We start from the raw sequence: 26533 nt of genomic DNA on the forward strand, positions 1-26533 counted from the left end.
AGAGCAAATGTTTTAGTATTCCCTGATTTAGATGCAGGAAATATTGGATATAAATTAGTTCAGAGATTAGGACAGGCAGAAGCTTATGGACCATTGTGCCAGGGTATAGCAAAACCTATAAATGACCTTTCAAGAGGCTGTAGTGCAAAAGATATTGTAGGTGTTGTTGCAATCACGGCGGTTCAGGCAGGACAGGAATAGGAGGAATAATGAACGTTTTAGTAATTAATTGTGGCAGTTCATCATTAAAGTTTCAATTAATTGATTCTGTAAGTGAGAAAGTGTTAGCAAAAGGATTGTGTGAAAGAATTGGTATTGATGGAAGTAAGATTGAATATGAACCATACAATGGTGAAGAACAGGAAAAAGAAGTTTCAATGCCAACACATAATGAAGCTATTAAAATTGTTATAGATTCATTACTTAATAAAGAAACAGGAGTTATTAAAGATTTAAGTGAAGTTGGAGCAGTTGGTCATAGAGTTGTACATGGTGGAGAATATTTTTCAAAATCAACTATTGTCACGGATGAAGTTATTAAGAAAATCGAAGAATGTAATGATTTGGCACCTCTTCATAACCCGGCTAATATAATAGGAATCAAAGCTTGTATTAATGCAATGCCTGATACACCTAATGTTGTCGTGTTTGATACAGCATTTCATCAGACAATGCCTCCTAAAGCTTATTTGTATCCTATTCCATATGAATATTATAAAAAATATAAGATAAGAAGATATGGATTCCATGGAACATCTCATAGTTATGTTTCAAAGAGAGTCGCTCAGATTATGGATACGCCATATGATAAATTAAAGACTATTGTCTGTCATTTAGGAAATGGTGCAAGTATATGCGCAGTTGAAAATGGTAAATCTATAGATACAAGTATGGGTCTTACTCCGTTAGCAGGAGTTGCTATGGGAACACGTTCAGGAGATATTGACCCAAGCATCGTTGAAGTTATTTCAGAAAAAGAAAACATGAATGTTAAAGAAGTACTTAATGTTTTAAATAAAAAATCAGGTGTTTTAGGTTTATCAGAAGTATCAAGTGATTTTAGAGATATAACAAAGGCTATTGAAGAAGGAAATGAAGTAGCAAAGAATGCATTAGAAGTATTTGCAAATACAGTAGTTAGATTTGTTGGCGCTTATGTAGCTGAAATGAATGGTGTTGATGCTATTGCATTTACGGCAGGCGTAGGTGAAAATAATCAGGCTGTAAGAAAGATGGTTTGCGAACAATTAGGATATTTAGGTGTGTCTCTTGACGAAAAGGCTAATGAAAAGAGAAGAGAAGAAATTATGATTTCAACTCCTGATTCAAAAGTAAAAGTATTTGTAATTCCAACAAATGAAGAATTAGCAATAGCAAGAGAAACTCTAGAACTTTTATCATAAGACAGATAATAGCTGATTGTTTTTGAGTGAAAATTTTTGTGAAACTATGATAAACATATTTGGTAAACAAATCACAAAATAATTAAATAAAAAAAGTGTTTGACAAAAATATACCATATATGTATAATTGTAAAGGTGTCTTTAGGGAGAAACAAGTTATGTTAATTGATTTGATAGAGATATTACAGAAAGAAGAAGGAACTAAAAGAGTTCAGACTAAAGTTGAAAGGAAGAAATTCCTAGCTGCTAAGTTTGAATATAAGATAACTGACAGTGATGTAAAGTTTGTATTTTCAAACGCCGGAAAGAAACATATCAATGTTAAATGCACTGGGAATGTTATTATAGAAGCACCTTGTTTCAGATGTCTTGAACCGGTCACATTTACAATAAATATTGATTCAACCAAAGATATGGATATGAATAAAACAGCAGAAGAGAAGATTGCCGACTTAGATGAGGAGAATTATCTTGAAGGAACAGTCTTTGATACTGAGGTTTTTGTATTCAATGAGATTCTGGTTAACTTACCGATGAAGGTTCTCTGCAAAGAAGATTGTAAGGGAATTTGCAATAGATGCGGCGCTAATCTCAATAAAGGATTCTGCGACTGCGATACTGCGGTACCAGATCCGAGAATGTCGAAAATATTAGATGTATTTAATCAGTTTAAGGAGGTGTAAACCATGTCTATCTGTCCAAAGAATAAATCTTCTAAAGGAAGAAGAGATAAGAGAAGAGCTAACTGGAAAATGTCAGTTCCTGGTCTTGTAAAGTGTAGCAAATGTGGAGCTTTAATGATGCCTCACAGAGTTTGCAAGGCATGTGGATCATACAACAAGAAAGAAATCGTTTCAGTTGACTAATTAGGATGGTCCGTGTTTATGCACGAGAAAGCGTTAAAATAAGGCTTTGCGGATATTTATATCTGCGAAGCCTTATTTTTATGTTGTCTTATTCAAGTTTGCTTGATTTTAAAACATAATTTTAGTATAGTTATTTTATGTGCTTAAGGAGGAAATAATTATGTCACAGACAATAGTTGCATTAGATTGTATGGGCGGAGATAACGCACCTGGTGAAATTGTAAAAGGCGGTATTGAAGCGTTAAAAGAAAATAAAGATGTTTTTCTTAAAATGGTAGGAAGACAGGAAGATGTTAACAGAGAACTCGAGAAATATGATTATGACAAGACTAGAGTTGAAGTTGTAAATGCTACAGAAGTTATTGAAACAGGAGAACCTCCGGTAGTAGCTATTAGAACGAAAAAAGATTCCTCTCTTGTTAAATGTATGTATATGGTAAAACATGGGGAATGCGATGCTCTTGTATCAGCAGGAAGTACCGGAGCCACTTTAGTTGGAGGACATGTAATTGTAGGTCGAATTAAGGGAGTTGAAAGACCACCTCTTGCACCTCTTATTCCAACGGAAAAAGGCGGAGCACTTTTGATTGACTGTGGGGCTAATGTTGATGCTAAGCCTTCTAACCTAGTTCAGTTTGCACAGATGGGTTCTATATATATGGAAAATATTTGCAAGGTTAAAAATCCAAAAGTAGGTTTAGTAAATATTGGTGCTGAAGAAGAAAAAGGAAATAACCTTGCTAAAGAAACGTATCAGTTGTTAAGTAATCTTGAAGGTATTAATTTTATTGGCAATATTGAAGCAAGAGAAATTCCTGAAGGAAAAGCTGATGTAGTTGTATGTGATGCATTTGTTGGAAATGTTATTTTAAAAATGTATGAAGGTGTTGGTGGAGTTCTTTTAAAGAAAGTTAAAGGAACTTTAATGACAAGTTTGAAAACTAAAATCGGTGCATTACTTATAAAAAAAGAATTGAAAGAAACTTTGAAAACATTTCAGATGGATCAGTATGGTGGAGCACCTTTACTTGGATTGAAAGGATTAGTTGTTAAGACTCATGGAAATTCAAAGGCCATAGAAGTGAAAAACTCTATCATTCAGTGCATTTCTTTTAAAGAAATGAATATAAATGATAAAATATCAAAAAAATTAGCAGTTAAAAAGGAGAATTAAAAATGGAAATCGAAAGACTTTATAAAGCAGTAGCAAGTGTATTGGATATTGATGAAAGCACAATCACACCGGAATCAAAATTTGCAGATGATTTAGGTGCAGATTCTTTAGATGTTTTAGAAATAATTATGAGCATTGAAGATGAATTTAATATTAAGATTCCAACTAACGGAGCTGAAAATATTGTTACAGTCGGAGATGCTTTTGAAGCAATAAAAAAGGTTATGAATAAATAATATTTGACTATGAAAATTATTTAAGTACATTAGAAAAGGTGCAATATCACTCTAAAATGATATTACCCTTTTCTTTTGTGTGTAAAAAGGAGTTAATATGAATTCAGATTATGAAAAATTAGAAAGTGTAATCGGATATGAATTTGATAATAAAAAGTTATTAGTTAATGCTTTAACTCATACATCATATGCTAATGAGCATAAAAATAGAAAAGTTAAAGACAATGAAAGACTTGAGTTTCTTGGTGATGCTGTTTTAGAACTTGTATCTAGTGAGTTTTTATTTTTGAATTATGAAATGCCGGAAGGAAAAATGACACGACTTAGAGCAAGTCTTGTGTGTGAAGGCACTCTTGCAAGAGATGCTAAAGAAATTAATCTTGGAGATTTTTTATATCTTGGAAAAGGTGAAGATGAATCAGGAGGAAGAAATCGTGATTCAGTAACATCAGACGCATTAGAAGCACTAATAGGAGCTATATTTTTAGATGGTGGTTTTGACAAAGCTAAAGAGTTTGTGCTTAAATTTGTGCTAAATGACATTGAAAATAAAAAATTGTTTTTTGATAGTAAGACAATTTTACAGGAAAGAGTAGATATGATTAAGGCTGGCAAAGTGTCATATAAAATAATAGACGAAATAGGCCCTGATCATGATAAGAGTTATACTGCACAGGTATTGCTTGGAGAACAAGTTATAGGTGAGGGCATAGGAAGAACAAAGAAGGCTGCAGAACAACAGGCAGCATATGTCGCGCTTAAATCTATGGATAAGAGGAAATAATATGTACTTAAAAAGTATTGAAATACATGGTTTTAAATCATTTGCAAATAAAATTAAATTTGAATTTCATAATGGTATAACTGGAATTGTTGGACCAAATGGCTCAGGAAAAAGTAATGTTGCTGATGCTGTGAGATGGGTTCTTGGTGAACAGAAGGTAAAACAGCTTCGTGGATCTAAGATGGAAGATGTAATATTTGCCGGAACTGAAAACAGAAAACCGTTAGGATTCGCTTATGTAGCAATTACATTGGATAATTCTGACCATAAATTAGATGTTGATTATGAAGAAGTAACTGTTTCAAGAAGATTATTCAGATCCGGTGAAAGTGAATATATGATTAATGGAACTCAGGTTAGACTTAAAGATGTAAATGAACTTTTTTATGATACAGGTATTGGTAAGGAAGGTTATTCTATTATTGGGCAGGGTCAGATTGATCAGATCTTAAGTGGAAAACCTGAAGAAAGAAGAGAATTATTCGATGAAGCAGCCGGTATTGTTAAATTTAAAAGAAGAAAGAATCAGGCTTTAAAGAAATTAGACGATGAGAATCAGAATCTTGTCAGAGTTCAGGATATATTAGCAGAACTTGAACGTCAGGTTGGCCCATTAGAGAAACAATGTGAAAAGGCTAAAAAATATTTACTTTTTAAAGATGATTTAAAGAAATATGATGTGAATATGTTTTTAGTCGAAATGGAAGATATTAAAAACAGATTGTCTGATTTAGACAAAAAACTTGAAATAGCAACATCAGATATGAATTCCTCAAATGAAGAATTTGAAAATATAAAGAAGCAGTATACTAAGTTAGAAGCAGATTTGGAAGAAATAAACAATTCAATTGAAGCCAAAAAAACAATGTCAACAGATACTGTTCTTAAAATTGAAAAATTAGAAGGAAGAATTCTTGTTCTTAAAGAACAGATTAATTCAGCTAAAAACAACGAAGAGTTTATTGCAGCAAGAGTAAATGCTATTTCTTCAGATATAGCCCAGAAGGAAAAGAATTTGACTGAATTATGTAAAGAAAAAGACGATAATGAAAATGTAATTCAGGAAACTATTAAATCGCAGTCAGAAATAACGACTGATATTTCTGTTATTAAAGAAGAAATTGAGAATTTTGATAAAGAAATTGCAGAGCATAAAGCCGAGATTATCGAAATATTAAATTCTAAGTCAATGATTAAATCAAAATTGCAAAGATGTGATACATTGCTTGAACAGATTAATATAAGAAAATCTCAACTTAATCAAAAACTTATAGAATTTCAAAGCGAAAAGGAAAATCAGGAAAGTAAAATAGAAGAACTTAAAGCTGAGTTAGATAAAGTAAACTATTCAATCGATGAATTAAACAAAACTGTTTCAGAATATAGAAATGACTTAAATGATTTAAGAGTAGAAAATTCTAAAATAACAAAGTCAATATCTGAAAACCGGGAAAGATATCATAAGTCAAAATCAAATCTCGAAGCTTTAAAAAACATTACTGAAAGATATGAAGGTTATGGAAATAGTATCAAAAAAGTAATGGAATTAAAGGAAAACAAGAAAGGTATTATTGGTGTTGTTGCTGACATTATTAAAGTTGAAAAGAAGTATGAAGTTGCAATTGAAACAGCTTTAGGCGGAAATATTCAGAATATAGTAACTGATACAGAAACAACAGCTAAGGAAATAATTGAATATTTAAAGAAAAATAAATATGGTCGAGCTACATTTTTACCTTTGAGTAGTATGACTAAGAAAACGGGCTTTAATAATGAAGATGTATTTTTTGATAAAGGTGTTTTAGGTCTTGCATGTGATTTAGTTGAAATAAAAAAAGAATATGAAGGCGTAACTAAATATTTGTTAGGAAAAGTCGTAGTTGTAGACACGATTGATAACGCAATTGCACTAGAACGTAAATATAGATATTCTTTAAGAATTGTAACTTTAGAAGGTGAATATTTAAATATTGGTGGTTCTATTTCGGGTGGTGCATTCAAAAATAACAGCAACCTGTTAGGAAGAAGAAGAGAAATAGAAGAACTTGAGAATAAATTAAAAGACCTTAAGAATGAAAAAGAAAATCTTGATAAGAATTTAATAGAAAACAGAAGTAAAACAAGTGTTTTAAATGATGAACTTGATAAAATTAATAAGGCACTTCAGGAACAGAACATTGCAAAAAACACATTGGAGTTGAATTTAAAACAAGCTAAAGACAGAAAGAATAACATTGATACAGAATATCAGGAATATACTGCTGAAAGTGGAAATATTGCATCTGAAATCGGAAATATCAATAATAATAGTTTAGAACTTAACAAAGAGCTTACTAATGTTGAAGATAGAAATTCCGAATTAGAAGAACTTATTAAACAAAAAAGTAATAATATGGATTCTATAAATGCAAAGCTTGTTGAAAAAACGTCGTTGTTAGAAGAGATTAATATTGAAATTTCAAGTTTAAAGCAAAAGCATGAATTTTTATGCGAAAAGATTCAAAATAGCAATAATCAGATTTCAGATTTAAAGAATGAATTGGAACAGATTAAAAACAATTCAAGTGAAAACAACAATGAGATTTCAGCTAGAATTGAAACTATTGATGGCATAACAAAGGAAATCGAAGAAGGACGTAAACTTATTGAAAAGCTTAATTTAGAAATTGAAGACCTTAAAAATGCTAAGGAAAAGCAGAATAAAGATCATAAAGAATTTTTCGATAAGAGAGAAGAACTTTCTTCAAGAATAACACAATTAGATAAAGAAATTTACAGACTTAACAGCCAAAAAGAAAATTTACAGGAAAAGAATGAGACAAAAATTAATTATATGTGGAACGAGTATGAAATCACATATAGAAATGCTGTTGAACTTAGAGATGAAAGTCTAAATGATAAAGCAGAACTTAGAAATAGCATTGCCAATTTAAAACGTCAGATTAAAGAGTTAGGAGACGTAAATGTAAATGCTATTGAAGAGTTTAAGGAAATAAACGAAAGATATCAGTTTATGAAAGAACAGCATGAAGACTTAATGCGTGCAAAAGAAAATCTTTTGAAAATTATTGACGAATTAGAAGTTGGTATGCGAAAACAGTTTAAAGAAAAATTTGCTGAAATTCAGGTTGAATTTGATAAGGTATTTAAGGAATTATTTGGCGGTGGCGCAGGAGTTATTGAACTTACTGAAGCAGATGATATTCTTGATGCAGGAATTAATATTATTTCACAGCCGCCTGGAAAGAAACTTCAAAATATGATGCAGCTTTCAGGTGGAGAAAAAGCACTTACGGCAATTTGTCTTTTGTTTGCAATTCAGAATTTAAAGCCATCTCCATTCTGTCTTCTTGACGAAATTGAAGCTGCATTAGATGGCTCAAATGTAATCAGATTTGCGGAATATTTGCATAAACTTACAGAAAATACACAGTTTATTGTTGTTACACACAGACGAGGAACAATGGGATGTGCTGATAGATTATATGGTATTACAATGCAGGAAAAAGGTGTATCAGCCTTAGTTTCAGTAGATTTATTGGAAGGAAATTTGGATAAATAAAGGAGTTTGTAAATGGAAGAAAAGAAAGGCTTTTTTGGAAAACTTGTATCAGGGCTTACAAAAACAAGAAATTCTATAGTATCAGGATTAGATTCAATATTCAGTGGATTTTCACATATTGATGACGATTTCTATGAAGAATTAGAAGAAATTTTAATTATGAGTGACATTGGTGTTAATACAACAATGGAAATAATAGATAAACTTAAAGAACAGGTAAAAGAGTTAAAAATAAAAGAACCTGAAGATTGCAAGGAGTTGCTGATTAAAAACATTGAAGAACAGATGGATTTAGGAGAAAATGCATATGATTTTGAAAATGAAAAATCAGTAGTTATGGTAATCGGTGTAAATGGTGTAGGAAAAACTACATCTATCGGAAAACTTGCGGCACAGCTAAAAGGAAATGGCAAAAAGGTTGTTATGGCGGCTGCTGATACTTTTAGAGCTGCTGCAGCTGATCAGCTTAAAGAGTGGGCCAGACGTTCAAATGTAGATATTGTAGCGGGAAATGAAGGTTCAGATCCGGGAGCTGTTTTGTTTGATGCAATTGCATCTGCTAAAAATAAAAATGCTGACGTACTACTTTGTGATACTGCGGGAAGACTTCATAATAAGAAGAATCTTATGGAAGAACTTAAAAAATTAGACAGAATTATTGAAAAGGAATATTCAGGATGTATAAGAGAAAATCTTATCGTTCTTGATGCTACGACAGGACAAAATGCTTTAGTACAGGCTAAAACATTTATGGAAGCAACAGATATAACAGGTGTTGTTCTTACAAAAATGGATGGAACGGCAAAAGGTGGAATTGCTATTGCAATTCAGGCTGAATTAGGAATTCCTGTTAAATATATTGGTGTAGGTGAAGGCATAGATGACTTACAGAAATTTAATTCTCATGATTTTGTGTCAGCGTTATTTACAAAGTAAACTTGATTTTTGTATTTTATTTGAAAAAAATATTTTATAATATGGAAAGTTGATGTATTATTACAAAGAAAAAATTATTATAATTAGAATAGGAAGTGAAGATAATGAGCGAAGGATTAACTTTAAAGAAATTTGAAGAAGCTTCAGAAATAGTTAATAAAGTAACATTAAATACAAATCTTATATATAGTGATTACTTTTCAGAACAGACAGGCAATAAGGTATATATTAAACCAGAAAATATGCAGTTTACAGGTGCATATAAAGTAAGAGGAGCTTATTATAAGACAAGCACATTAACTCCAGAAGAAAGAGCTAAAGGTTTAATTACTGCATCAGCAGGAAACCATGCACAGGGGGTTGCATATGCTGCCAAATTATATGGCGTAAAAGCAACAATCGTTATGCCAACTGTTACTCCTCTTATGAAGGTAAATAGAACAAAAAGTTATGGTGCAGATGTAATATTATATGGAGATGTTTATGATGATGCATGTAAGTATGCGCTTGAGTTAGCAGAAAAGGAAGGATATACATTTATTCATCCATTTGATGATTTAGATGTAGCTACAGGTCAGGGAACAATTGCCATGGAAATTATAAAAGAACTTCCGACTGTAGATTATATTTTGGTTCCAATCGGTGGTGGCGGACTTGCAACAGGTGTAAGCACATTAGCTAAATTACTTAATCCAAATATTAAAGTAATTGGTGTAGAACCGGCAGAAGCTGCGTGTATGAAAGCTTCACTTAGTGCAGGAAAAGTTGTTACATTAGACAGTGCTAATACTATTGCAGATGGTACAGCGGTTAAAACTCCGGGTAGTAACATATTCCCATATATACAGAAGAATATTGATGATATCATAACAATTGAAGATGATGAATTAATAGATGCGTTTCTTGATATGGTTGAAAATCATAAACTTGTTGCTGAAAATTCAGGATTGCTTACAATTGCAGCTCTTAAGCATTTAAAATGCAAAGATAAGAAGATTGTTTCTATTATCAGTGGTGGTAATATGGATATTATTACAATGTCATCTATATTACAGCACGGTTTAATTCAGAGAGGAAGAGTATTCACAGTATCTGTATTACTTCCTGATAAGCCGGGTGAATTAGGTAAAGTTGCAAACACTATCGCAGATGTACAGGGAAATGTAATTAAGCTTGAACATAATCAGTTTGTATCTGTTAATAGAAATTCTGCCGTTGAACTTAGAGTTACTCTTGAATGTTTCGGTCACGAACATAAAAAACGGATTATTGCAGCTCTCGAAAAGAAAGGCTATAAGCCAAAAGAAGTAAGACCAAATTTATAAATAACTAATATTATTTATATAGATTGATTTTACATAATGAACAGATAGTGATTAAAATACAAAAAGGATTCATAAATTATTTTAAAATGCAAAATATAAATTTAAAATAAAACACAAGGGTGTCAAGAAAAAATACTTGACACCCTTTGCTTTGTATTGTATTATATTCTAAGTGTGATTTTGATATATTTTATTTTCAATTTTAGATAGATGCACTTAGAGGTAAATATGAAAGATATTTTAAGAAGTTCTCTTTTATATGATTTCTACGGAGAACTGTTGACTAAACATCAGCAGGAGATATATGAAGAAGTTGTTTTAAACGACTATAGTCTTGGAGAAATAGCTGAGGAGAGAAATATTTCCAGACAAGGCGTACATGACTTGATAAAGAGATGTGATAAGACTTTGAATGAATATGAAGAAAAGTTACATCTTGTAAGCAGATTTGAAAAGACTAAAGAACAGGTTGAACGTATTTGTCAATTGGCAGATGAGAATAATATGCAAGACATAGAGAATATTGCCAGACAGATTTTAGAGAATTATTAATATAGGAGGTAAGGGCTTGGCATTTGAAAGCTTATCCGATAAATTACAAAACATATTTAAAGGCTTACGTGGTAAGGGTAGACTGACAGAAGATGATGTTAAGGCTGCTCTTAAAGAAGTTAAGATGGCTTTGCTTGAAGCTGACGTTAGTTTTAAAGTTGTAAAACAATTCATTAAAACAGTTACAGAAAGGGCTATAGGGCAGGATGTTCTTAACAGTTTGACACCGGGCCAGATGGTAATAAAGATAGTTAATGAAGAACTTACTAATCTTATGGGTTCTGAAACAACGAAACTTAAACTTTTGCCTGACAATGAAATAACAGTCATTATGATGATGGGTCTTCAGGGGGCAGGTAAAACAACAACAACCGCTAAGATTGCAGGAAAACTTAAAGGTAGTGGAAAAAAACCTTTATTAGTTGCCTGTGACGTTTACAGACCGGCAGCTGTTGAACAGTTGCAGATTAATGGTGATAAACAGGGTGTTCCGGTATTTGCCATGGGAACGAATCATAAACCTGTAGATATTGCCAAAGCAGCAATTGAACATGCTAAAAAGAATAACAATAATGTTGTTGTTTTAGATACAGCAGGTCGTTTACATGTTGATGAGGACATGATGAACGAACTTATTGAAATTAGAGATAATATTGACATTACACAGACAGTACTTGTTGTTGATGCAATGACAGGTCAGGATGCAGTGAATGTAGCAACCCAGTTTAATGAAAAGATTGGAATTGATGGAATTATCATTACTAAGTTAGATGGTGATACAAGAGGTGGTGCAGCGTTATCAATTAAGGCTGTAACAGGAAAACCTATATTATATGTTGGTATGGGTGAAAAGCTTTCTGATTTAGAACAATTTTATCCAGATAGAATGGCTTCAAGAATTCTCGGTATGGGTGATGTCCTTTCATTAATTGAAAAGGCTGAACAGGCAATTGACCAGGAAAAAGCAAAGGATATGGAACAGCGTCTTAGAAAAGCACAATTTACCTTTGATGATTATCTTGAATACATGAGTCAGATTAAAAATATGGGTGGTTTATCAGAAATGCTTAGTCTTATTCCGGGATTAGGCGGTCAGATAAAAGAAGATATGCTTCCAGATGATAAACAACTTGGACGTATTGAAGCAATTATTTATTCCATGACAAAGGAAGAAAGAGGTAATCCTGATATTCTTAATCCGTCAAGGAAACAAAGAATTGCTAAAGGTGCAGGTGTAGATATAAGCGAAGTAAACAAATTGGTAAAACAATTTGACCAAGCAAAAAAAATGATGAAGAACATGCCGGGCATGATGGGTGGCGGCAAGAAGAAACGAAGAGGCGCTTTTAAGATGCCTTTCGGTTTCTAGATTTAAATTTATACAATATTGATATTAACGAAGACATTGGTTTTCTTAATATATATAAATAATAATTATAATTAATTTTTTACGGAGGAAAGTAAAATGGCAGTAAAGATCAGATTAAAGAGAATGGGTAAGAAGAAAGCTCCTTTCTACAGAATTGTAGTGGCAGATTCAAGATCACCAAGAGATGGTAGATTTATTGAAGAAATCGGAACATATGATCCAAACAGAGATCCTAGCGTATTTGATTTCAACGAAGAAGCAGCTAAGAAATGGTTATCAAACGGAGCTCAGCCTACAGAAACAGTAGGAAAATTACTTAAGATTGCCGGTATTGAAAAATAATAGTCAGGAGGTCTAACTATGAAAGAATTAGTAGAGACAATTGCAAAAGCACTTGTAGATTCTCCGGACGAAGTAGTTGTTACTGAAAAAGAAACAGATAAAACTATTGTTTTAGAATTGAAGGTTGCAACTGATGATGTTGGAAAGATTATCGGAAAACAGGGAAAGATTGCTAAAGCAATTCGTTCTGTTGTTAAAGCTGCATCTTCAAAATGCGACAAAAAAGTTATAGTGGACATTATATAGTAACCACAAGTGCAACGGGACTGAATTCAGTCCCGTTAATCATTTAAAAAGTTAATTTAATTATCATTAAAAATTTAAAAATATAACTAAGATCTAACATTAAATAACATTTAATAGATACTGTTTGAAAGGAAATATATGGAAAAATATTTTAGGGTAGGAGTTATTGCAAATACACATGGTATACGTGGTGAAGTAAAGGTATATCCTACAACAGATGATATTAATAGATTTAAAAAATTAAAAAAATGCATCTTAGATACAGGGAAAGAATATATAGATTTAAACGTAGAATCAGTAAAATTTTTCAAAAATATGGTTATTCTTAAATTTAAAGAGTATAACAATATAAATGATATTGAATGCTATAAAGGAAAAGATATTTTAGTTTCCAGAGATAATGCAGTTAAACTTGAAAAAGGCGAATATTATATAGCAGATATATTAGGGGCAAAAGTTATTCTTGAAGATGGTAGCGAATTTGGTGTTTTAGAAGATGTTATGCAGACAGGTGCTAATGACGTTTATGTTGTTAAAACATTAGACAACAAAGAAGTATTACTTCCTAAGATTGATGAATGCGTCAAGAAACTAGACATAGAAAACAAAATTGTTACTGTGCATATCATGAAAGGATTGCTAGACTAATGAATTATCATGTATTAACACTTTTTCCGGAAATGATTACAAATGGAGTAAATACAAGCATTACAGGAAGAGCAATTGACAAGAAGTTAATAAATTTAAATGCAATAAATATAAGAGATTTTTCCGGAAATAAACATGGTCAGGTTGATGATTATCCATATGGCGGAGGAGCAGGAATGCTTATGCAACCCGGACCTGTATATAGAAGTTATGAATCCGTTGTGGAAAAAATAGGATATAAGCCAAGGGTTATTTATTTAACTCCACAAGGAGAGACGTTTAACCAAAGCATGGCAGAAGATTTTGCCAAAGAAAAAGATTTGGTATTTTTATGTGGACATTACGAAGGTATAGATGAACGTGTTTTAGAAATGATAGTTACAGATAATGTTTCTATTGGCGATTACGTCCTTACAGGAGGCGAACTCCCGGCGATGGTAATGATAGATACCATTTCAAGACTTATTCCAGGTGTCTTGAATAATAACGTATCTGCTGAATTCGAATCGTTTAATGATAATTTATTGGAGTATCCGCAATATACACGTCCTGATACTTTTATGAATAAAAAAGTACCACCAATTCTCTTATCGGGAGATCATGCTAAAGTAGATAAATGGAGAAGAGAGCAGTCGATAATCAGAACTATTAAGAGACGTCCTGATTTGATGGAAAAAGCTAATTTAACAAAAGAAGATATAAAATTTATCGAAAAATTAGAAAATGAAAAAAATGCTTGCAAATGATATAGTCTTATGGTATTATTACAAATGCTGTAAAAAGGAGATGTTCCGCTGTTGCTTTGATAGCATTAAGAATGTCTAATGAAATAAGGAGGCAGTTATGAACGATATTATCAGAGAAATTGAGGCAGCTCAGTTAAAAGAAAACGTAGCAGATTTTAATGTTGGTGATACAGTTAAAGTATACGCTAAGATTAAAGAAGGAAACCGTGAAAGAATTCAGGTTTTCGAAGGTTTAGTAATTAAGAAACAGGGTGGAAGCACAAGAGCAACATTTACTGTAAGAAAGAATTCAAACGGTATCGGTGTTGAAAAGACTTGGCCATTACACACACCTACAATCGACAAAATCGAAGTAGTTAGAAAAGGTAAAGTTAGAAGAGCTAAACTTAACTACATCAGAAGCAGAGTTGGTAAGGCAGCTAAGGTTAAAGAATTAGTTAAATAATTATTATACCATAAAAAGGAGCGAGTATTTAACTCACTCCTTTTTTTAAACTTGAAGATTAGATATATTTAAATGTTTAAATATACGATATCATTTTAAAGTAAGTAATTAGTAATGATTTTATGAAATACAATAACGTTTTATGTATAATTAAGGAGGAAATATGGATTATCAGTGGTATCCGGGACATATGACAAAAGCAAAACGTCAGATGCAGGAAGATATAAAATTAATTGATTTAGTGATTGAACTTGTAGATGCAAGAGTACCTTTAAGTAGTAGAAATCCGGACATCGATGATTTAGGAAAAAATAAAGCTCGCTTGATTTTACTTAATAAATCGGACTTGGCTGATGATGATCAAAATGAAAAATGGATTGAATACTTTAAAGAAAAAGGTTATCATGCACTAAAAATAAATTCTAAAAACAAATCGGGGATTAAAGAGATAAATAATGTAGTTAATGAGGCGTGTAAAGAAAAAATTGAAAGAGACCGTAAACGAGGAATTAAAAACAGACCTGTAAGAGCTATGGTTGTTGGTATCCCAAACGTAGGAAAATCTACATTTATTAATGCATATGCCGGAAGAAATTGTGCAAAAACAGGAAATAAACCGGGCGTTACAAAAGGAAAACAGTGGATTAAATTAAGTAAAACATTGGAATTATTAGATACACCGGGTATTTTGTGGCCTAAATTTGAAGATCAGGCTATAGGGCTTAAATTAGCGTTAATCGGTTCCATAAATGATAATATTCTTGATGTAAGCGATATGGCATATGAATTTGTAAAAATATTAAATAATAGTTATGAAAATGCTATACCTAACAGATTTGGTGTAGAAAAGAATGATGATCCATTAAAGATGTTAGAAGGAATAGCAGAAGTAAGAGGATGTAAATTAAAAGGAAATGTTTTAGACTTAGAAAAAGCATCTTCAATTTTACTTGAAGAATTTAGAAGTGGAAAATTAGGAAAAATTACATTAGATAGACTGTAAGGAACATAAAATGGGACAAAAAAGTATAAGTGATATAAATAATATATTAAAAAACTTAAGTGTCAAAGAATTAAATTCTTTTATAATGGAATTTAACGTTGACGAAAGACAAGGTGTAAAAAAACTTGTAGCAAAAGCTCAAAAAATGCTTGAAAAGTATGAACTTGAATTGCAACGTACCTACAAGATGGGTGAATTTGAAAGAAAATACAGCGATTATGAATTTATCTGCGGTATAGATGAAGTTGGTCGTGGACCATTAGCCGGTCCTGTAGTTGCAGGAGCTGTAATATTGCCTAAAGATTGTGATATATTATATTTAAATGATTCAAAACAACTTTCTGCAAAGAAACGAGAAGAACTTTATGAAGAAATAATGGAAAAAGCTGTTGCTGCAAAAACTGCAATGGTTAGTCCTGCTCAAATAGATGAAATCAATATTTTACAGGCAACATATGAAGCTATGCGTACTGCAATAAGTCAGTTAGAAGTTAAGCCAACCCTTCTTTTAAATGATGCCGTAAATATTCCGGGTGTAGATATTAAACAGATTGGAATTATTAAAGGTGATGCTAAAAGCAAATCTATCGCAGCTGCAAGTATAATTGCGAAAGTAACCAGAGATGCGATGATGGTAGAATATGATAAGTTGTACCCTGAATATGATTTTGCTTCAAATAAAGGATATGGTTCAGCTAAACATATTGAGGCAATTAAGAAGTTCGGCCCTTGTCCTATTCATAGAGAAACATTTATTACTAATTTTGTAAAGTGATTAGCTTACCGTATAAGGAGAGATATTGAATAAGAGAATTATTGGAGGGTATAAAGAAGATATAGCTACAGAATATTTGATTGAACATGGCTATACAATAATTGATAGAAATTTTTCATGCAAAAGTGGAGAAATAGACATAGTTGCAAAAGATAAAGAATATTTATGTTTTATCGAGGTGAAATATCGGGAGAATAATAAATATGGCGATGCTTTAGAAGCGATAAATTATAAAAAACAACAGAAGTTATTTAAATGTGCTAATATATATATAATGGCTAATAAGTTAGTCGAAAATCTAAATTATCGCTTTGATGTTGTAGCAATTAAAGGTGAAAATATAGAATTAATTAAGAATGCATTTGGAGCAATGTAATGATTATATTAAATAAAAAGAACAGAACAACAACAAGTATAAAATTTGGAAACGGAATTCCTTATATCAGTTTTAATGCATTAGAACAGACAGGAATGGTTGTCAATGCATTTTCTACAAGACAGGGTGGTGTAAGTGTAGGCTGCCTTGAATCCATGAATCTAGGATTTAACAGGGGAGATTTAGATGAAAATGTATTAAAAAATCATAAAATATTTGCTAAGGCTGTCGGATTTCCATATGAAAATATAGTTACGACAAATCAGACACACACTACTAATGTAAGAGTTGTTACAAAAGAAGATTGTGGTAAAGGCATTACAAAGGACAGGGACTATTCTGATGTAGACGGTTTAATAACAAATGTTCCGGGAATTGTTTTGACAACATATTACGCTGATTGTGTTCCTCTTTATATACTTGATCCGGTTAATAAAGCAATTGGCTTGTCGCATTCAGGATGGAAAGGAACAGTAAAACGCATAGGTGATAATACATTGAAATTAATGAATGAAAATTATGGTACAAATCCAAAAGATGTAATTTGCTGTATTGGTCCGTCAATATGCCAGGATTGTTATGAGATAAGCGAAGACGTTGCAAATGAATTTATAAACGAATTTGGTAAAAATAATAAAATATTATATAATAAAGGGAATGGAAAATATCAGTTAAATTTATGGGAAAGTGTAAAACAGGTATTTCTTGATGCGGGTGTTGAATATGACAATATCTACACTACAGATATTTGCACATGCTGCAATAAAGATGAATTGTTTTCTCATAGGGGGCATCATGGAAAAAGAGGAAACTTAGCTGCATTTTTAATGCTTAAATAATATCAGCTTAATCATGTTTCCTTCATATAACTATTATTTGTACTAAAATGGAGAATCATATGAATAACAGGCATTTAATAAAGAGTGTGACTCCGGGTTCTATTGCAGAAGAAATGGAAATAGAAGCAGGGGATTACCTATTAGAAGTAAATGGTACAACAATAGTTGATATATTTGATTATCAGCTTTTGTGTATGGACGAATTTATAGATGTTGTAATAGAAAAAAGTAATGGCGAACAGTGGGAATTAGAAATTGAAAAAGATGAAAATGAAGAGTTAGGTTTAGAATTTGAAAACGGCCTTATGGATGAATATAGGTCATGCTGTAATAAATGTATGTTTTGTTTTATTGATCAGATGCCACCCGGTATGAGAGAGACTTTATATTTTAAAGACGATGACTCGAGACTTTCATTTTTACAGGGAAATTATATAACTTTAACTAATATGAATGAAAATGATGTTGACCGTATAATAAGATATAATCTATCTCCAATTAATATATCTGTACACACTACAAATCCTAAACTTAGATGTAAAATGCTAAATAACAGATTTGCCGGTGATAAACTTAAATATATAGATAGATTAAACGCAGCTGACGTTGAAATGAATGGACAAGTTGTATTATGCAAAAATGTAAATGATAAAGAAGAACTAGAAAGAACGATTAGTGATTTAGAGAAATATATTCCAAATATGAGAAGTGTTTCTATTGTTCCTTCAGGTCTTACAAAATTTAGAGACGGTTTATATCCTTTAGAATTATTTGAGAAAGAAGATGCTTGTGCTGTAATAGATACTATTGAAAAATGGCAGAAGCATTTTTATGAAAAATATGGGATACACTTTATACATGCAAGTGATGAATGGTATATTTTAGCAGAAAGAGAAATGCCTGAAGAAGAGAGGTATGATGGATATTTACAACTGGAAAATGGTGTAGGAATGATTAGAAGCTTTATAGAAGAGGTGAAGGATTACCTTGATTCTATTGAAGGTGATGATAGAGTTATAAATGTATCTACAATAAGTGGAGTGTTAGCATATGATACTATAAAGTCAAGTTGTGACAAGATAAATAAAAAATTTCCAAATGTAAATGTACACGTATATAAAATAATTAATGACTATTTTGGACATTCAATTACAGTTACAGGACTTCTTACAGGACAGGATATATGTTCTCAACTTTCGGGAAAAGAATTAGGGGATAACTTACTTTTGCCTACAAATACATTGAAAGCTGATGAAAATATATTTTTAGATGACATGACATTAGAGGAATTTGAAAAGAATTTACAAATAAATACAATTATTGTAAAATCTAGTGGAATGGATTTTGTGAAAACCATTATAAACGAAAATGAAGATAATAATCCAAAAATAAGTACAAATTCTAAATATGAATTGTAGAGTACTTGAAATTAAACAGATACAAATAGGAGATTAGATATGAGTAAACCAATAGTTGCCATTGTAGGAAGACCTAATGTAGGAAAATCTACGCTCTTTAATGCATTGGCAGGAGAAATGATTTCTATAGTAAAAGACACTCCGGGTGTCACAAGAGATAGAATTTACGCAGATGTAGAATGGCTTAACCATAATTTTACATTGATTGATACAGGCGGAATTGAGCCGGACAGTAGAGATATTATTTTATCACAGATGAGAGAACAGGCTCAGATAGCAATCGATACTGCTGATGTAATTATATTTATAACAGATGTACGTCAGGGACTTGTCGATTCAGATACAAAAGTAGCTGACATGCTTAGAAGAAGTCATAAGCCGGTAATCTTAGCTGTTAACAAGGTGGATAATTTTGATAAATTTATGCCTGATGTATATGAATTTTATAATTTAGGAATTGGTGATCCACAGCCTATATCAGCATCATCAAGACTTGGAATTGGTGACTTGCTTGACCGTGTAGTTGAACACTTTGACGGGCTCGAATTAGAAGAGGAAGAAGATGAAAGACCAAGAATTGCAGTTGTAGGTAAGCCAAATGTAGGAAAATCATCTTTGGTAAACAAACTTACAGGAAATAATCGTGTAATTGTATCAAATATAGCCGGCACAACAAGAGACGCAATTGATACTGAAATTACATGGAATGGTAAGGAGTACGTATTTATTGATACTGCAGGTTTGAGACGTAAAAAGAAAATAAAAGAAGAAATTGAAAGATATAGTATTATAAGAACTGTAACAGCCGTTGAAAGAGCGAATGTAGTTGTTGTAATGATTGATGCAACAGAAGGTATTACAGAACAGGATGCTAAAATCGCGGGAATCGCTCATGAAAATGGCAAAGGTGTAATTATTGCCGTTAATAAATGGGATGCAATTGAAAAAAATGATAAAACAATATATCAGTTTACTGCAAAAATACGAGATGTACTTGCGTATATGCCATATGCTGAAATAATGTTCATTTCTGCCCAAACGGGTCAGAGACTTCCCAAATTATTTGATATGATTGATACAGTTTTAGAAAATCAGTCAATGCGTGTTGGAACAGGTGTATTGAACGAAATAATGACAGAAGCAGTTGCTTTACAGCAGCCGCCATCAGACAAGGGTAAACGATTGAAATTATACTATATAACACAGGTAGCAGTTAAACCGCCAACTTTTGTTATATTTGTAAATGATAAAGAACTGATGCATTTTTCATATACAAGATATATTGAAAATAAAATAAGAGAAAGTTTTGGATTCAAAGGAACTCCTTTAAGATTTATTATAAGGGAACGAAAGGAAAGTTAAATGATTGCTCAGAGAATTATTTGCATAGTTTTAGGATATTTTTTCGGCCTTATAGAAATGGGATACATTTTAGGCAAGATAAACAATATTGATATTAGAGATTTTGGAAGTGGAAATTCAGGAACAACAAATACAATGCGTGTTCTTGGTAAAAAAGCAGGATTAATCACATTTTTTGTTGATGCATTAAAAGCAGTATTTTGTGGTTTGCTTGTTTATGCTTTGTTTCATAAATCATGTGAAAATATTATGTTTGTTTTATTGCTTTATTCTGGATTTGGTGTTATTTTAGGACATAATTTTCCGTTTTACATGAAATTTAAAGGTGGAAAAGGAATTGCGGCGTCAGCAGGAATGATTACATCTTTAGCTATATATGATTGGAAATTTGTTGTTCTTGGATTTTTTGTGTTTTTTATATCTTTATATATAACAAAGTATGTATCATTTTCATCGTTAATGCTTATGGGCTCATTGTTAATAGAAATGATTGTATGGGGTCAGCTTGGAATGGTACATAATCTTAATCCGGAATGCAGAATTGAAGCGTACATTATTACAGGTCTTATGACAGCACTTGCTTTTGTAAGACATAAAGACAATATAAAAAGATTAGCCAATGGTACAGAACGAAAAGTTGGCGAAAAGAAGGAGGCATAATATGTCAAAGATTACAGTATTAGGTGGTGGTGGATGGGCTATAGCATTAGCTATGGTTCTTAATGATAATGGTCATAATGTCACAATATGGTCAGCAGTAAACAGAGAAGTCGAAGCACTTAAAACTCATAGAGAAAATAAAATAAGTCTTCCGGGAGTAATCATTCCAGAAACAGTTGAAATTACAAATGATTTAAAAAGTGCTGTTAATGGAGCAGAAATTATTGTTATGGCAGTTGCATCTTCATTTGTAAGAAGTACTTCAAAACTTTTAAAGGATTTGATTCCAAATGGTCAGATTATTGTAGATGTTGCTAAGGGAATTGAAGATGATACGTTTAATACAATGACGGAAATAATTGAAGATGAATTACCAAATTGTGATGCAGTTGCATTATCAGGACCAAGTCATGCCGAAGAAGTAGGTCGTAAAATTCCAACAGCCGTTGTAGTAGGAGCAACAACTAAAGAAACAGCTGTTAAGGTTCAGGATGCTTTTTCAAATCATTACTTCAGGGTATATGTAAGTCCTGACAGAAAAAGTATTGAGCTTGGTGGAGCTTTAAAAAATGTTATTGCATTAGCTGCCGGAGTTTCAGATGGCTTAGGATTTGGTGATAATACAAAAGCACTTCTTATTACAAGAGGAATGAAGGAAATTAGTCTTTTAGGAACTGCAATGGGTGGTCACACAAGAACATTTAACGGATTATCAGGAATTGGTGATTTGATTGTTACATGTGATAGTAAACATTCAAGAAACAGACGTGCAGGAGTATTAATTGGACAGGGATATTCTTTAGAAGAAGCTGTTAAGGAAGTAAATATGGTTGTTGAAGGTGCTGTATCTGCAAAAGCTGCACTTAATCTTTCAAAAAAATATCATGTTGATATGCCAATTACAGAAGCTGTTAACGATGTATTGTTTAATGGAAAGAAGCCTTTAGATGCAGTTAATGAGTTAATGAACAGAGATAATACAAGTGAACATATAGATTTATTGTGGAAGTAAAGTAATATGGATGATTTGAAAAAAATACAAAATAAATTTATAGGGCAGATTGGAAATTTTGATATTGATCCTACAGAATTTAAAATGCTCATGACATATTATGAATGCGCGATTCTAGAAGTAAAAACAAAACTAGATGTTTTAAACAAGGAATTTTCTGCGAATACTATGAGAAATCCTATAGCATCAATTAAAACCAGAATTAAATCTCCTGATAGTATATATGAAAAGTTAGATAGAAAAAATTTGGATAAAACATTAGAAAGTGTACAGAACAATTTAGATGATGTTGCGGGAATTAGAATTATATGTTCTTTTTTAGATGATATATATAGCGTTGCAGACATGCTTACAAGTCAGGATGATGTTAAAGAATTAACCAGAAAAGATTACATAAAAAATCCAAAGAAAAATGGTTATAGAAGTTTGCATCTGGTTATAGAAATTCCTATTTTCTTATCTAATGAAAAGAAGGGTGTAAAAGTTGAGGTACAAATAAGAACAATTGCTATGGATTTCTGGGCTAGTTTAGAACATCAGATACACTATAAGAAATTTGAAAATTCTAATGTGGAATCAATTAAGCAATTAACGGATTGTGCAGATACAATTTACGAAACAGATATAAGAATGTTAAATATCAGACAAAATTTGTTAGACAACGAGGATTAAATTTATGGAAAGTAGAGCAAAAGAAACTGCAAAGAAAACAGCAAAGAAAGGTAAAAATGGGATTGTTAAGCTTATATTCAGCCGTATATTCATTTTTGTCCTGCTTATTTTTCTGCAGCTTCTTGTATTGTTCTACTTTTTTTGGCATGTAAATGAGCAATTTAAGATATTTTATGATTTTATAAGAATTATCACTGTTTTTCTGGTTCTTTATATTGTTAATGAAAAAAAATCAGATCCAACCATGAAAATGATATGGTCAATTGTAATTCTTATAATTCCAATTTTTGGTGCACTTTTATATTTGTTTGTAAAATTTCAACCTACATCTGTGCTGTTAAGAAAAAGATTAGAAGTAATTAACCACAGGTCGGATAATTATTTAGAATATAAAACAGACATTAAAGATAAATTGCAAAAAGATGATCCGCTTATAGAAAATTTAGGAGAATACATCTATAAATATTCAGGATGTCCACCATATGAGAATTCAAAAATTACATATTTTGCTTCAGGAGAAGAAAAATATGATTATTTGATAAAAAAACTAAAAGAGGCAAAATCATTTATATTTTTAGAGTATTTTATAATTGAAGAAGGTGAAGTCTGGAATTCTGTTCTTGAAATAATAAAACAAAAAGTTAAAGAAGGGGTTGAAGTCCGTGTAATATATGACGGAATGTGTTCTCTAACCAAACTTCCAATGGGTTATTTTAAGAAACTTAGAGAATATGGAATAAAAGCTAAATCTTTTAATCCAATGAGACCGTTTCTTTCAACGCATCAAAATAACAGAGATCACAGAAAAAATCTTGTAATAGATGGAACAATTGCTTTTACCGGAGGAATTAATCTAGCCGATGAATATATGAATTTAAAAGAGCGATTTGGTTATTGGAAAGATACAGCTGTTATGATAGAAGGAGAAGCTGCTAAAAGTTTTACGTTATTATTTTTGCAAATGTGGAATGTAGATGAAGAAATTATTGGCGATTATAATAAATATTTAGATGTAGACTGTCCTTCGTTGCCGGATACATCAGGCTATATTATTGGATATGGAGATGAGCCGTTTGATGATGAAAAAGTTGGAGAACAAGTATATTTAAGCCTTATAAATACTGCAAAAAAATATGTTCATATAATAACACCTTATCTTGTAATTGATAATGTGATGATGGAGGCTTTGACATTTGCTGCAAAAAGAGGTGTTGATGTAAAAATTATCATGCCGGGAATTCCAGATAAAGCATATGCGTATTGTCTTGCAAGAACCTATTATGAAGAATTAATTAAAAATGGAGTTGAAATATATGAATTCACTCCGGGATTTACACATGCAAAACAATTTGTAGTTGATGATGACAAAGCGACTGTTGGAACAATTAATTTAGATTACAGAAGTTTATATCTTCATTTTGAATGTGGATGTTTAATGTATAAAAACAAGGAAATATCATTAATAGAAGATGATTTCGAAAAAACATTACAGAAATCTAAAAAAATCACATTAGAAGACTGTAGAAATCGGTCGGCATTATATAAATTATGTGGTTCAATATTAAAAATGATTGCTCCGTTAATGTAATGTTGTATTAAAGGGAGGATGAATATGCTTCATATTAAGTGTGGCGATGGTGTAGGAAAGACAACATCTGCTGTCGGTCAGGCTGTTAGAATGTTAGGCTATAATAAAAAAGTAATATTTGTTCAATTTATGAAAGATGGTCTTTCCGGAGAAATAAACTTTTTAAAAAATAACAGCAATATTTATGTTTTGCATCCAACAGGTCCAATAAAATTTATATGGAATATGACAGCTTCTGAAAAGAGCGATTTAAAGGATATCCATACAAATTTAATAAAAGAAACAGAAAAAATTTTAAAATCAGATAATATATCAATGGTAGTATTTGATGAATTTAACTCTGCAAATGAGTTAAATTTGTTGGATAAAGATTATGCATATAAGATTATTTGTGAATATAAAGATAAAACTGAAATAATATTGACAGGAAGAAACCCCGAAGAAAAATATGTAGAAATTTCAGACTATATATCGGAAATTAATTGTATAAAACACCCATTTGAAAGTGGTGTAAATGCCCGTAAAGGTATAGAATATTAAGAATATATAAAACCTCTTTGCATATAATTATAAAAAATGTAAAGGGGTTATTTTTATGGATTTTAGTATTTATAAAGACATTAAAAACCGTACAAACGGTGAAATTTATATTGGTGTTGTCGGGCCTGTCAGAACAGGAAAATCAACATTTATAAAGAATTTCATGAATTTAGCAATTATTCCAAACATAAAAGATGAAAATGATATTAAAAGAGCTCAGGATGAACTGCCACAATCAGCAGCCGGAAAAACAATTATGACCACAGAGCCTAAATTTATTCCAAATAAGGCTGTTAATATTAATTTGAAAAATGATATAAATGCCAGCGTAAGACTTATAGATTGTGTAGGTTATATGGTTGATGGTGCAACCGGATATTTAGAAGAAGATAAAGAGAGAATGGTAAAAACTCCATGGTTGACACAGGAAATTCCTTTTTCTAAAGCAGCGGAACTTGGAACTCAAAAGGTTATTTCAGAACATTCAACTATAGGGATTGTCATAACTACAGATGGAAGCTTTACAGATATTCAGTCTGAAAATTACATGAAAGCAACAGATATGGCAATTAAGGAATTGGAAAAAATAAATAAACCTTTTGTTATAGTTGTAAATTCAATGGAACCTGAATCAGAGAAGTGTAAAAGTGTCGTAAAAAAATTAGAAAGCAATTACAGGTCAGCTGTCATTCCGCTTAATTGTCTTCAGTTAAGCGAAAAAGATATAAATGAAATTCTAAGCAAAATTTTGTTTGAATTTCCAATAGCAAAGATTAATTTTATGTGCCCTAAGTGGGTAAATGTTTTAGAAGATGACAACGAAATTAAGAATGCGGTTTTAGAATTGTCAAGAAACATACTCATGGTTCTTAATAAAATAAAAGATATCAATTCTTTGCCAAATACTAAAGAAAACCCGTACATAAAATCAATCACGATTAATAATGTTAATTTGTCTGACGGAGAGGTAACAATAACCTATGCTATATATGATAAATATTACTATATGACATTAAGTGAAATGACTAATACACAAATCAATAATGAACTTGAACTGGTTAGTTTTGTAAAGGAACTTGCTGAAAAAAAAGATAAATTTGAAAAAGTAAATTATGCAATAGATGAAGTTAAAACTAAAGGATATGGAATAGTAGTGCCTACAAAAGATGAAATAACACTTGAGAATCCGCAATTGATAAGAAGTGGTGGAAAGTTTGGAGTTAAAATTAAAGCTAATGCTCCATCAATGCATTTTGTCAAAGCAAATATAGTAACTGAAATTTCTCCTATAATAGGAAGTGAAGAACAGGCAAATGATTTAATTGATTATATAAACGGACAAAAGACAGATGAAAATGCAAATATATGGGACACTAATATTTTTGGTAAAACAATTGAACAAATTGTTAAAGATGGGATAGTTGCAAAAATCAGTAGAATGAGTGATGAAACTCAGGGTAGAATGCAAAATACTATAGAAAAAATCACTAACGACCAAAGCAAAGGGGTTATTTGTATTCTGTTGTAAAGCTAAAATCAAGTAGCATTCGTCTATATGTTTAAATGAAGATAGATATCTGCATTCGATTGTCTATTAGAAAAATTAAATATATTTACTTAAGAATATGATAGCGAGCATTAACAAATAGATGCG

Annotated in this window: 29 protein-coding genes; all 29 read left to right on the top strand. The window is 31.4% G+C overall.

What is annotated here, in order from left to right; genetic code table 11:
• Nucleotides 1-201 (top strand): phosphate acyltransferase (locus tag ABMA45_RS02905; RefSeq protein WP_348029904.1); only part of this gene is annotated, 201 nt, incomplete at its 5' end.
• Between the two features lie 8 nt (nucleotides 202-209).
• Nucleotides 210-1403: an acetate/propionate family kinase gene (locus ABMA45_RS02910; RefSeq protein ID WP_022088384.1), complete on the top strand. Its 1194-nt coding sequence runs from the start codon at nucleotides 210-212 to the stop codon at nucleotides 1401-1403.
• Nucleotides 1404-1561: 158 nt separating this feature from the next.
• Nucleotides 1562-2086, top strand: coding sequence for a YceD family protein (locus ABMA45_RS02915; protein ID WP_022088385.1), 525 nt, complete (start codon nucleotides 1562-1564; stop codon nucleotides 2084-2086).
• A gap of 3 nt (nucleotides 2087-2089) precedes the next feature.
• Nucleotides 2090-2269, top strand: coding sequence for a 50S ribosomal protein L32 (rpmF, locus tag ABMA45_RS02920; protein WP_022088386.1), 180 nt, complete (start codon nucleotides 2090-2092; stop codon nucleotides 2267-2269).
• A 160-nt stretch (nucleotides 2270-2429) separates the two neighbouring features.
• Nucleotides 2430-3443, top strand: coding sequence for a phosphate acyltransferase PlsX (plsX, locus tag ABMA45_RS02925; protein ID WP_022088387.1), 1014 nt, complete (start codon nucleotides 2430-2432; stop codon nucleotides 3441-3443).
• 2 nt (nucleotides 3444-3445) lie between these two features.
• Complete coding sequence (gene acpP / locus ABMA45_RS02930; RefSeq protein WP_022088388.1) at nucleotides 3446-3679, top strand: acyl carrier protein; 234 nt, start codon at nucleotides 3446-3448, stop codon at nucleotides 3677-3679.
• A gap of 97 nt (nucleotides 3680-3776) precedes the next feature.
• Nucleotides 3777-4463 (top strand): ribonuclease III, encoded by a 687-nt coding sequence (gene rnc, locus ABMA45_RS02935; RefSeq protein ID WP_022088389.1) that lies wholly within the window; start codon nucleotides 3777-3779, stop codon nucleotides 4461-4463.
• A 1-nt stretch (nucleotide 4464) separates the two neighbouring features.
• Nucleotides 4465-8025: a chromosome segregation protein SMC gene (gene smc, locus ABMA45_RS02940; protein WP_022088390.1), complete on the top strand. Its 3561-nt coding sequence runs from the start codon at nucleotides 4465-4467 to the stop codon at nucleotides 8023-8025.
• A gap of 12 nt (nucleotides 8026-8037) precedes the next feature.
• Nucleotides 8038-8961 carry a signal recognition particle-docking protein FtsY gene (gene ftsY, locus ABMA45_RS02945; RefSeq protein ID WP_022088391.1) on the top strand — a complete coding sequence of 308 codons (924 nt, stop codon included), beginning with the start codon at nucleotides 8038-8040 and terminating at the stop codon, nucleotides 8959-8961.
• 104 nt (nucleotides 8962-9065) lie between these two features.
• Nucleotides 9066-10286: a threonine ammonia-lyase gene (gene ilvA / locus ABMA45_RS02950; RefSeq protein ID WP_022088392.1), complete on the top strand. Its 1221-nt coding sequence runs from the start codon at nucleotides 9066-9068 to the stop codon at nucleotides 10284-10286.
• 228 nt (nucleotides 10287-10514) lie between these two features.
• Nucleotides 10515-10838 carry a YlxM family DNA-binding protein gene (ylxM, locus tag ABMA45_RS02955; protein ID WP_022088393.1) on the top strand — a complete coding sequence of 108 codons (324 nt, stop codon included), beginning with the start codon at nucleotides 10515-10517 and terminating at the stop codon, nucleotides 10836-10838.
• A 16-nt stretch (nucleotides 10839-10854) separates the two neighbouring features.
• The gene (gene ffh, locus ABMA45_RS02960) at nucleotides 10855-12207 is read left to right on the top strand and encodes a signal recognition particle protein (RefSeq protein WP_022088394.1); all 1353 of its coding nucleotides are present in this window, start codon (nucleotides 10855-10857) and stop codon (nucleotides 12205-12207) included.
• A 96-nt stretch (nucleotides 12208-12303) separates the two neighbouring features.
• Nucleotides 12304-12549, top strand: a complete 246-nt coding sequence (rpsP, locus tag ABMA45_RS02965; protein ID WP_022088395.1) for a 30S ribosomal protein S16 — start codon at nucleotides 12304-12306, stop codon at nucleotides 12547-12549.
• Nucleotides 12550-12567: 18 nt separating this feature from the next.
• A complete protein-coding gene (locus ABMA45_RS02970) occupies nucleotides 12568-12795 on the top strand; it encodes a KH domain-containing protein (RefSeq protein WP_022088396.1) in 228 nt (75 codons plus the stop codon).
• Between the two features lie 138 nt (nucleotides 12796-12933).
• Entirely contained in the window at nucleotides 12934-13443 is a 510-nt protein-coding gene (gene rimM, locus ABMA45_RS02975) for a ribosome maturation factor RimM (RefSeq protein ID WP_022088397.1), read from the top strand.
• Complete coding sequence (trmD, locus tag ABMA45_RS02980; RefSeq protein ID WP_022088398.1) at nucleotides 13443-14189, top strand: tRNA (guanosine(37)-N1)-methyltransferase TrmD; 747 nt, start codon at nucleotides 13443-13445, stop codon at nucleotides 14187-14189. Before rimM ends, trmD begins: the two co-directional genes overlap by 1 nt.
• A 97-nt stretch (nucleotides 14190-14286) precedes the next feature.
• Nucleotides 14287-14634 carry a 50S ribosomal protein L19 gene (gene rplS, locus ABMA45_RS02985; RefSeq protein ID WP_022088399.1) on the top strand — a complete coding sequence of 116 codons (348 nt, stop codon included), beginning with the start codon at nucleotides 14287-14289 and terminating at the stop codon, nucleotides 14632-14634.
• A gap of 163 nt (nucleotides 14635-14797) precedes the next feature.
• On the top strand, nucleotides 14798-15637 hold the full coding sequence (gene ylqF, locus ABMA45_RS02990; protein WP_022088400.1) for a ribosome biogenesis GTPase YlqF: 840 nt from the start codon (nucleotides 14798-14800) through the stop codon (nucleotides 15635-15637).
• A 10-nt stretch (nucleotides 15638-15647) separates the two neighbouring features.
• Nucleotides 15648-16412, top strand: coding sequence for a ribonuclease HII (locus tag ABMA45_RS02995; RefSeq protein ID WP_022088401.1), 765 nt, complete (start codon nucleotides 15648-15650; stop codon nucleotides 16410-16412).
• 25 nt (nucleotides 16413-16437) lie between these two features.
• A complete protein-coding gene (locus ABMA45_RS03000) occupies nucleotides 16438-16788 on the top strand; it encodes a YraN family protein (protein WP_022088402.1) in 351 nt (116 codons plus the stop codon).
• Nucleotides 16788-17627 (top strand): peptidoglycan editing factor PgeF, encoded by an 840-nt coding sequence (gene pgeF, locus ABMA45_RS03005; RefSeq protein WP_022088403.1) that lies wholly within the window; start codon nucleotides 16788-16790, stop codon nucleotides 17625-17627. The genes ABMA45_RS03000 and pgeF overlap by 1 nt, the downstream gene beginning before the upstream one ends.
• Before the next feature lie 59 nt (nucleotides 17628-17686).
• Nucleotides 17687-19045: a DUF512 domain-containing protein gene (locus ABMA45_RS03010; protein WP_022088404.1), complete on the top strand. Its 1359-nt coding sequence runs from the start codon at nucleotides 17687-17689 to the stop codon at nucleotides 19043-19045.
• A gap of 39 nt (nucleotides 19046-19084) precedes the next feature.
• Nucleotides 19085-20407, top strand: a complete 1323-nt coding sequence (gene der, locus ABMA45_RS03015) for a ribosome biogenesis GTPase Der (protein ID WP_022088405.1) — start codon at nucleotides 19085-19087, stop codon at nucleotides 20405-20407.
• Complete coding sequence (gene plsY, locus ABMA45_RS03020; protein WP_022088406.1) at nucleotides 20408-21067, top strand: glycerol-3-phosphate 1-O-acyltransferase PlsY; 660 nt, start codon at nucleotides 20408-20410, stop codon at nucleotides 21065-21067.
• Between the two features lies 1 nt (nucleotide 21068).
• A complete protein-coding gene (locus ABMA45_RS03025) occupies nucleotides 21069-22079 on the top strand; it encodes an NAD(P)H-dependent glycerol-3-phosphate dehydrogenase (RefSeq protein ID WP_022088407.1) in 1011 nt (336 codons plus the stop codon).
• A 6-nt stretch (nucleotides 22080-22085) separates the two neighbouring features.
• Nucleotides 22086-22751 (top strand): GTP pyrophosphokinase, encoded by a 666-nt coding sequence (locus ABMA45_RS03030; protein ID WP_022088408.1) that lies wholly within the window; start codon nucleotides 22086-22088, stop codon nucleotides 22749-22751.
• A gap of 4 nt (nucleotides 22752-22755) precedes the next feature.
• The gene (gene cls, locus ABMA45_RS03035; RefSeq protein ID WP_022088409.1) at nucleotides 22756-24339 is read left to right on the top strand and encodes a cardiolipin synthase; all 1584 of its coding nucleotides are present in this window, start codon (nucleotides 22756-22758) and stop codon (nucleotides 24337-24339) included.
• 24 nt (nucleotides 24340-24363) lie between these two features.
• Nucleotides 24364-24879 carry a cob(I)yrinic acid a,c-diamide adenosyltransferase gene (locus tag ABMA45_RS03040; RefSeq protein WP_022088410.1) on the top strand — a complete coding sequence of 172 codons (516 nt, stop codon included), beginning with the start codon at nucleotides 24364-24366 and terminating at the stop codon, nucleotides 24877-24879.
• A gap of 55 nt (nucleotides 24880-24934) precedes the next feature.
• Nucleotides 24935-26407 carry a stage IV sporulation protein A gene (spoIVA, locus tag ABMA45_RS03045; RefSeq protein WP_022088411.1) on the top strand — a complete coding sequence of 491 codons (1473 nt, stop codon included), beginning with the start codon at nucleotides 24935-24937 and terminating at the stop codon, nucleotides 26405-26407.
• The last annotated feature ends 126 nt before the right edge of the window (nucleotides 26408-26533 follow it).

The sequence above is a fragment of the Eubacterium sp. CAG:156 genome (assembly GCF_000434315.1).
Classification (GTDB): Bacteria; Bacillota; Clostridia; order Lachnospirales; family Lachnospiraceae; genus Eubacterium_U; species Eubacterium_U album.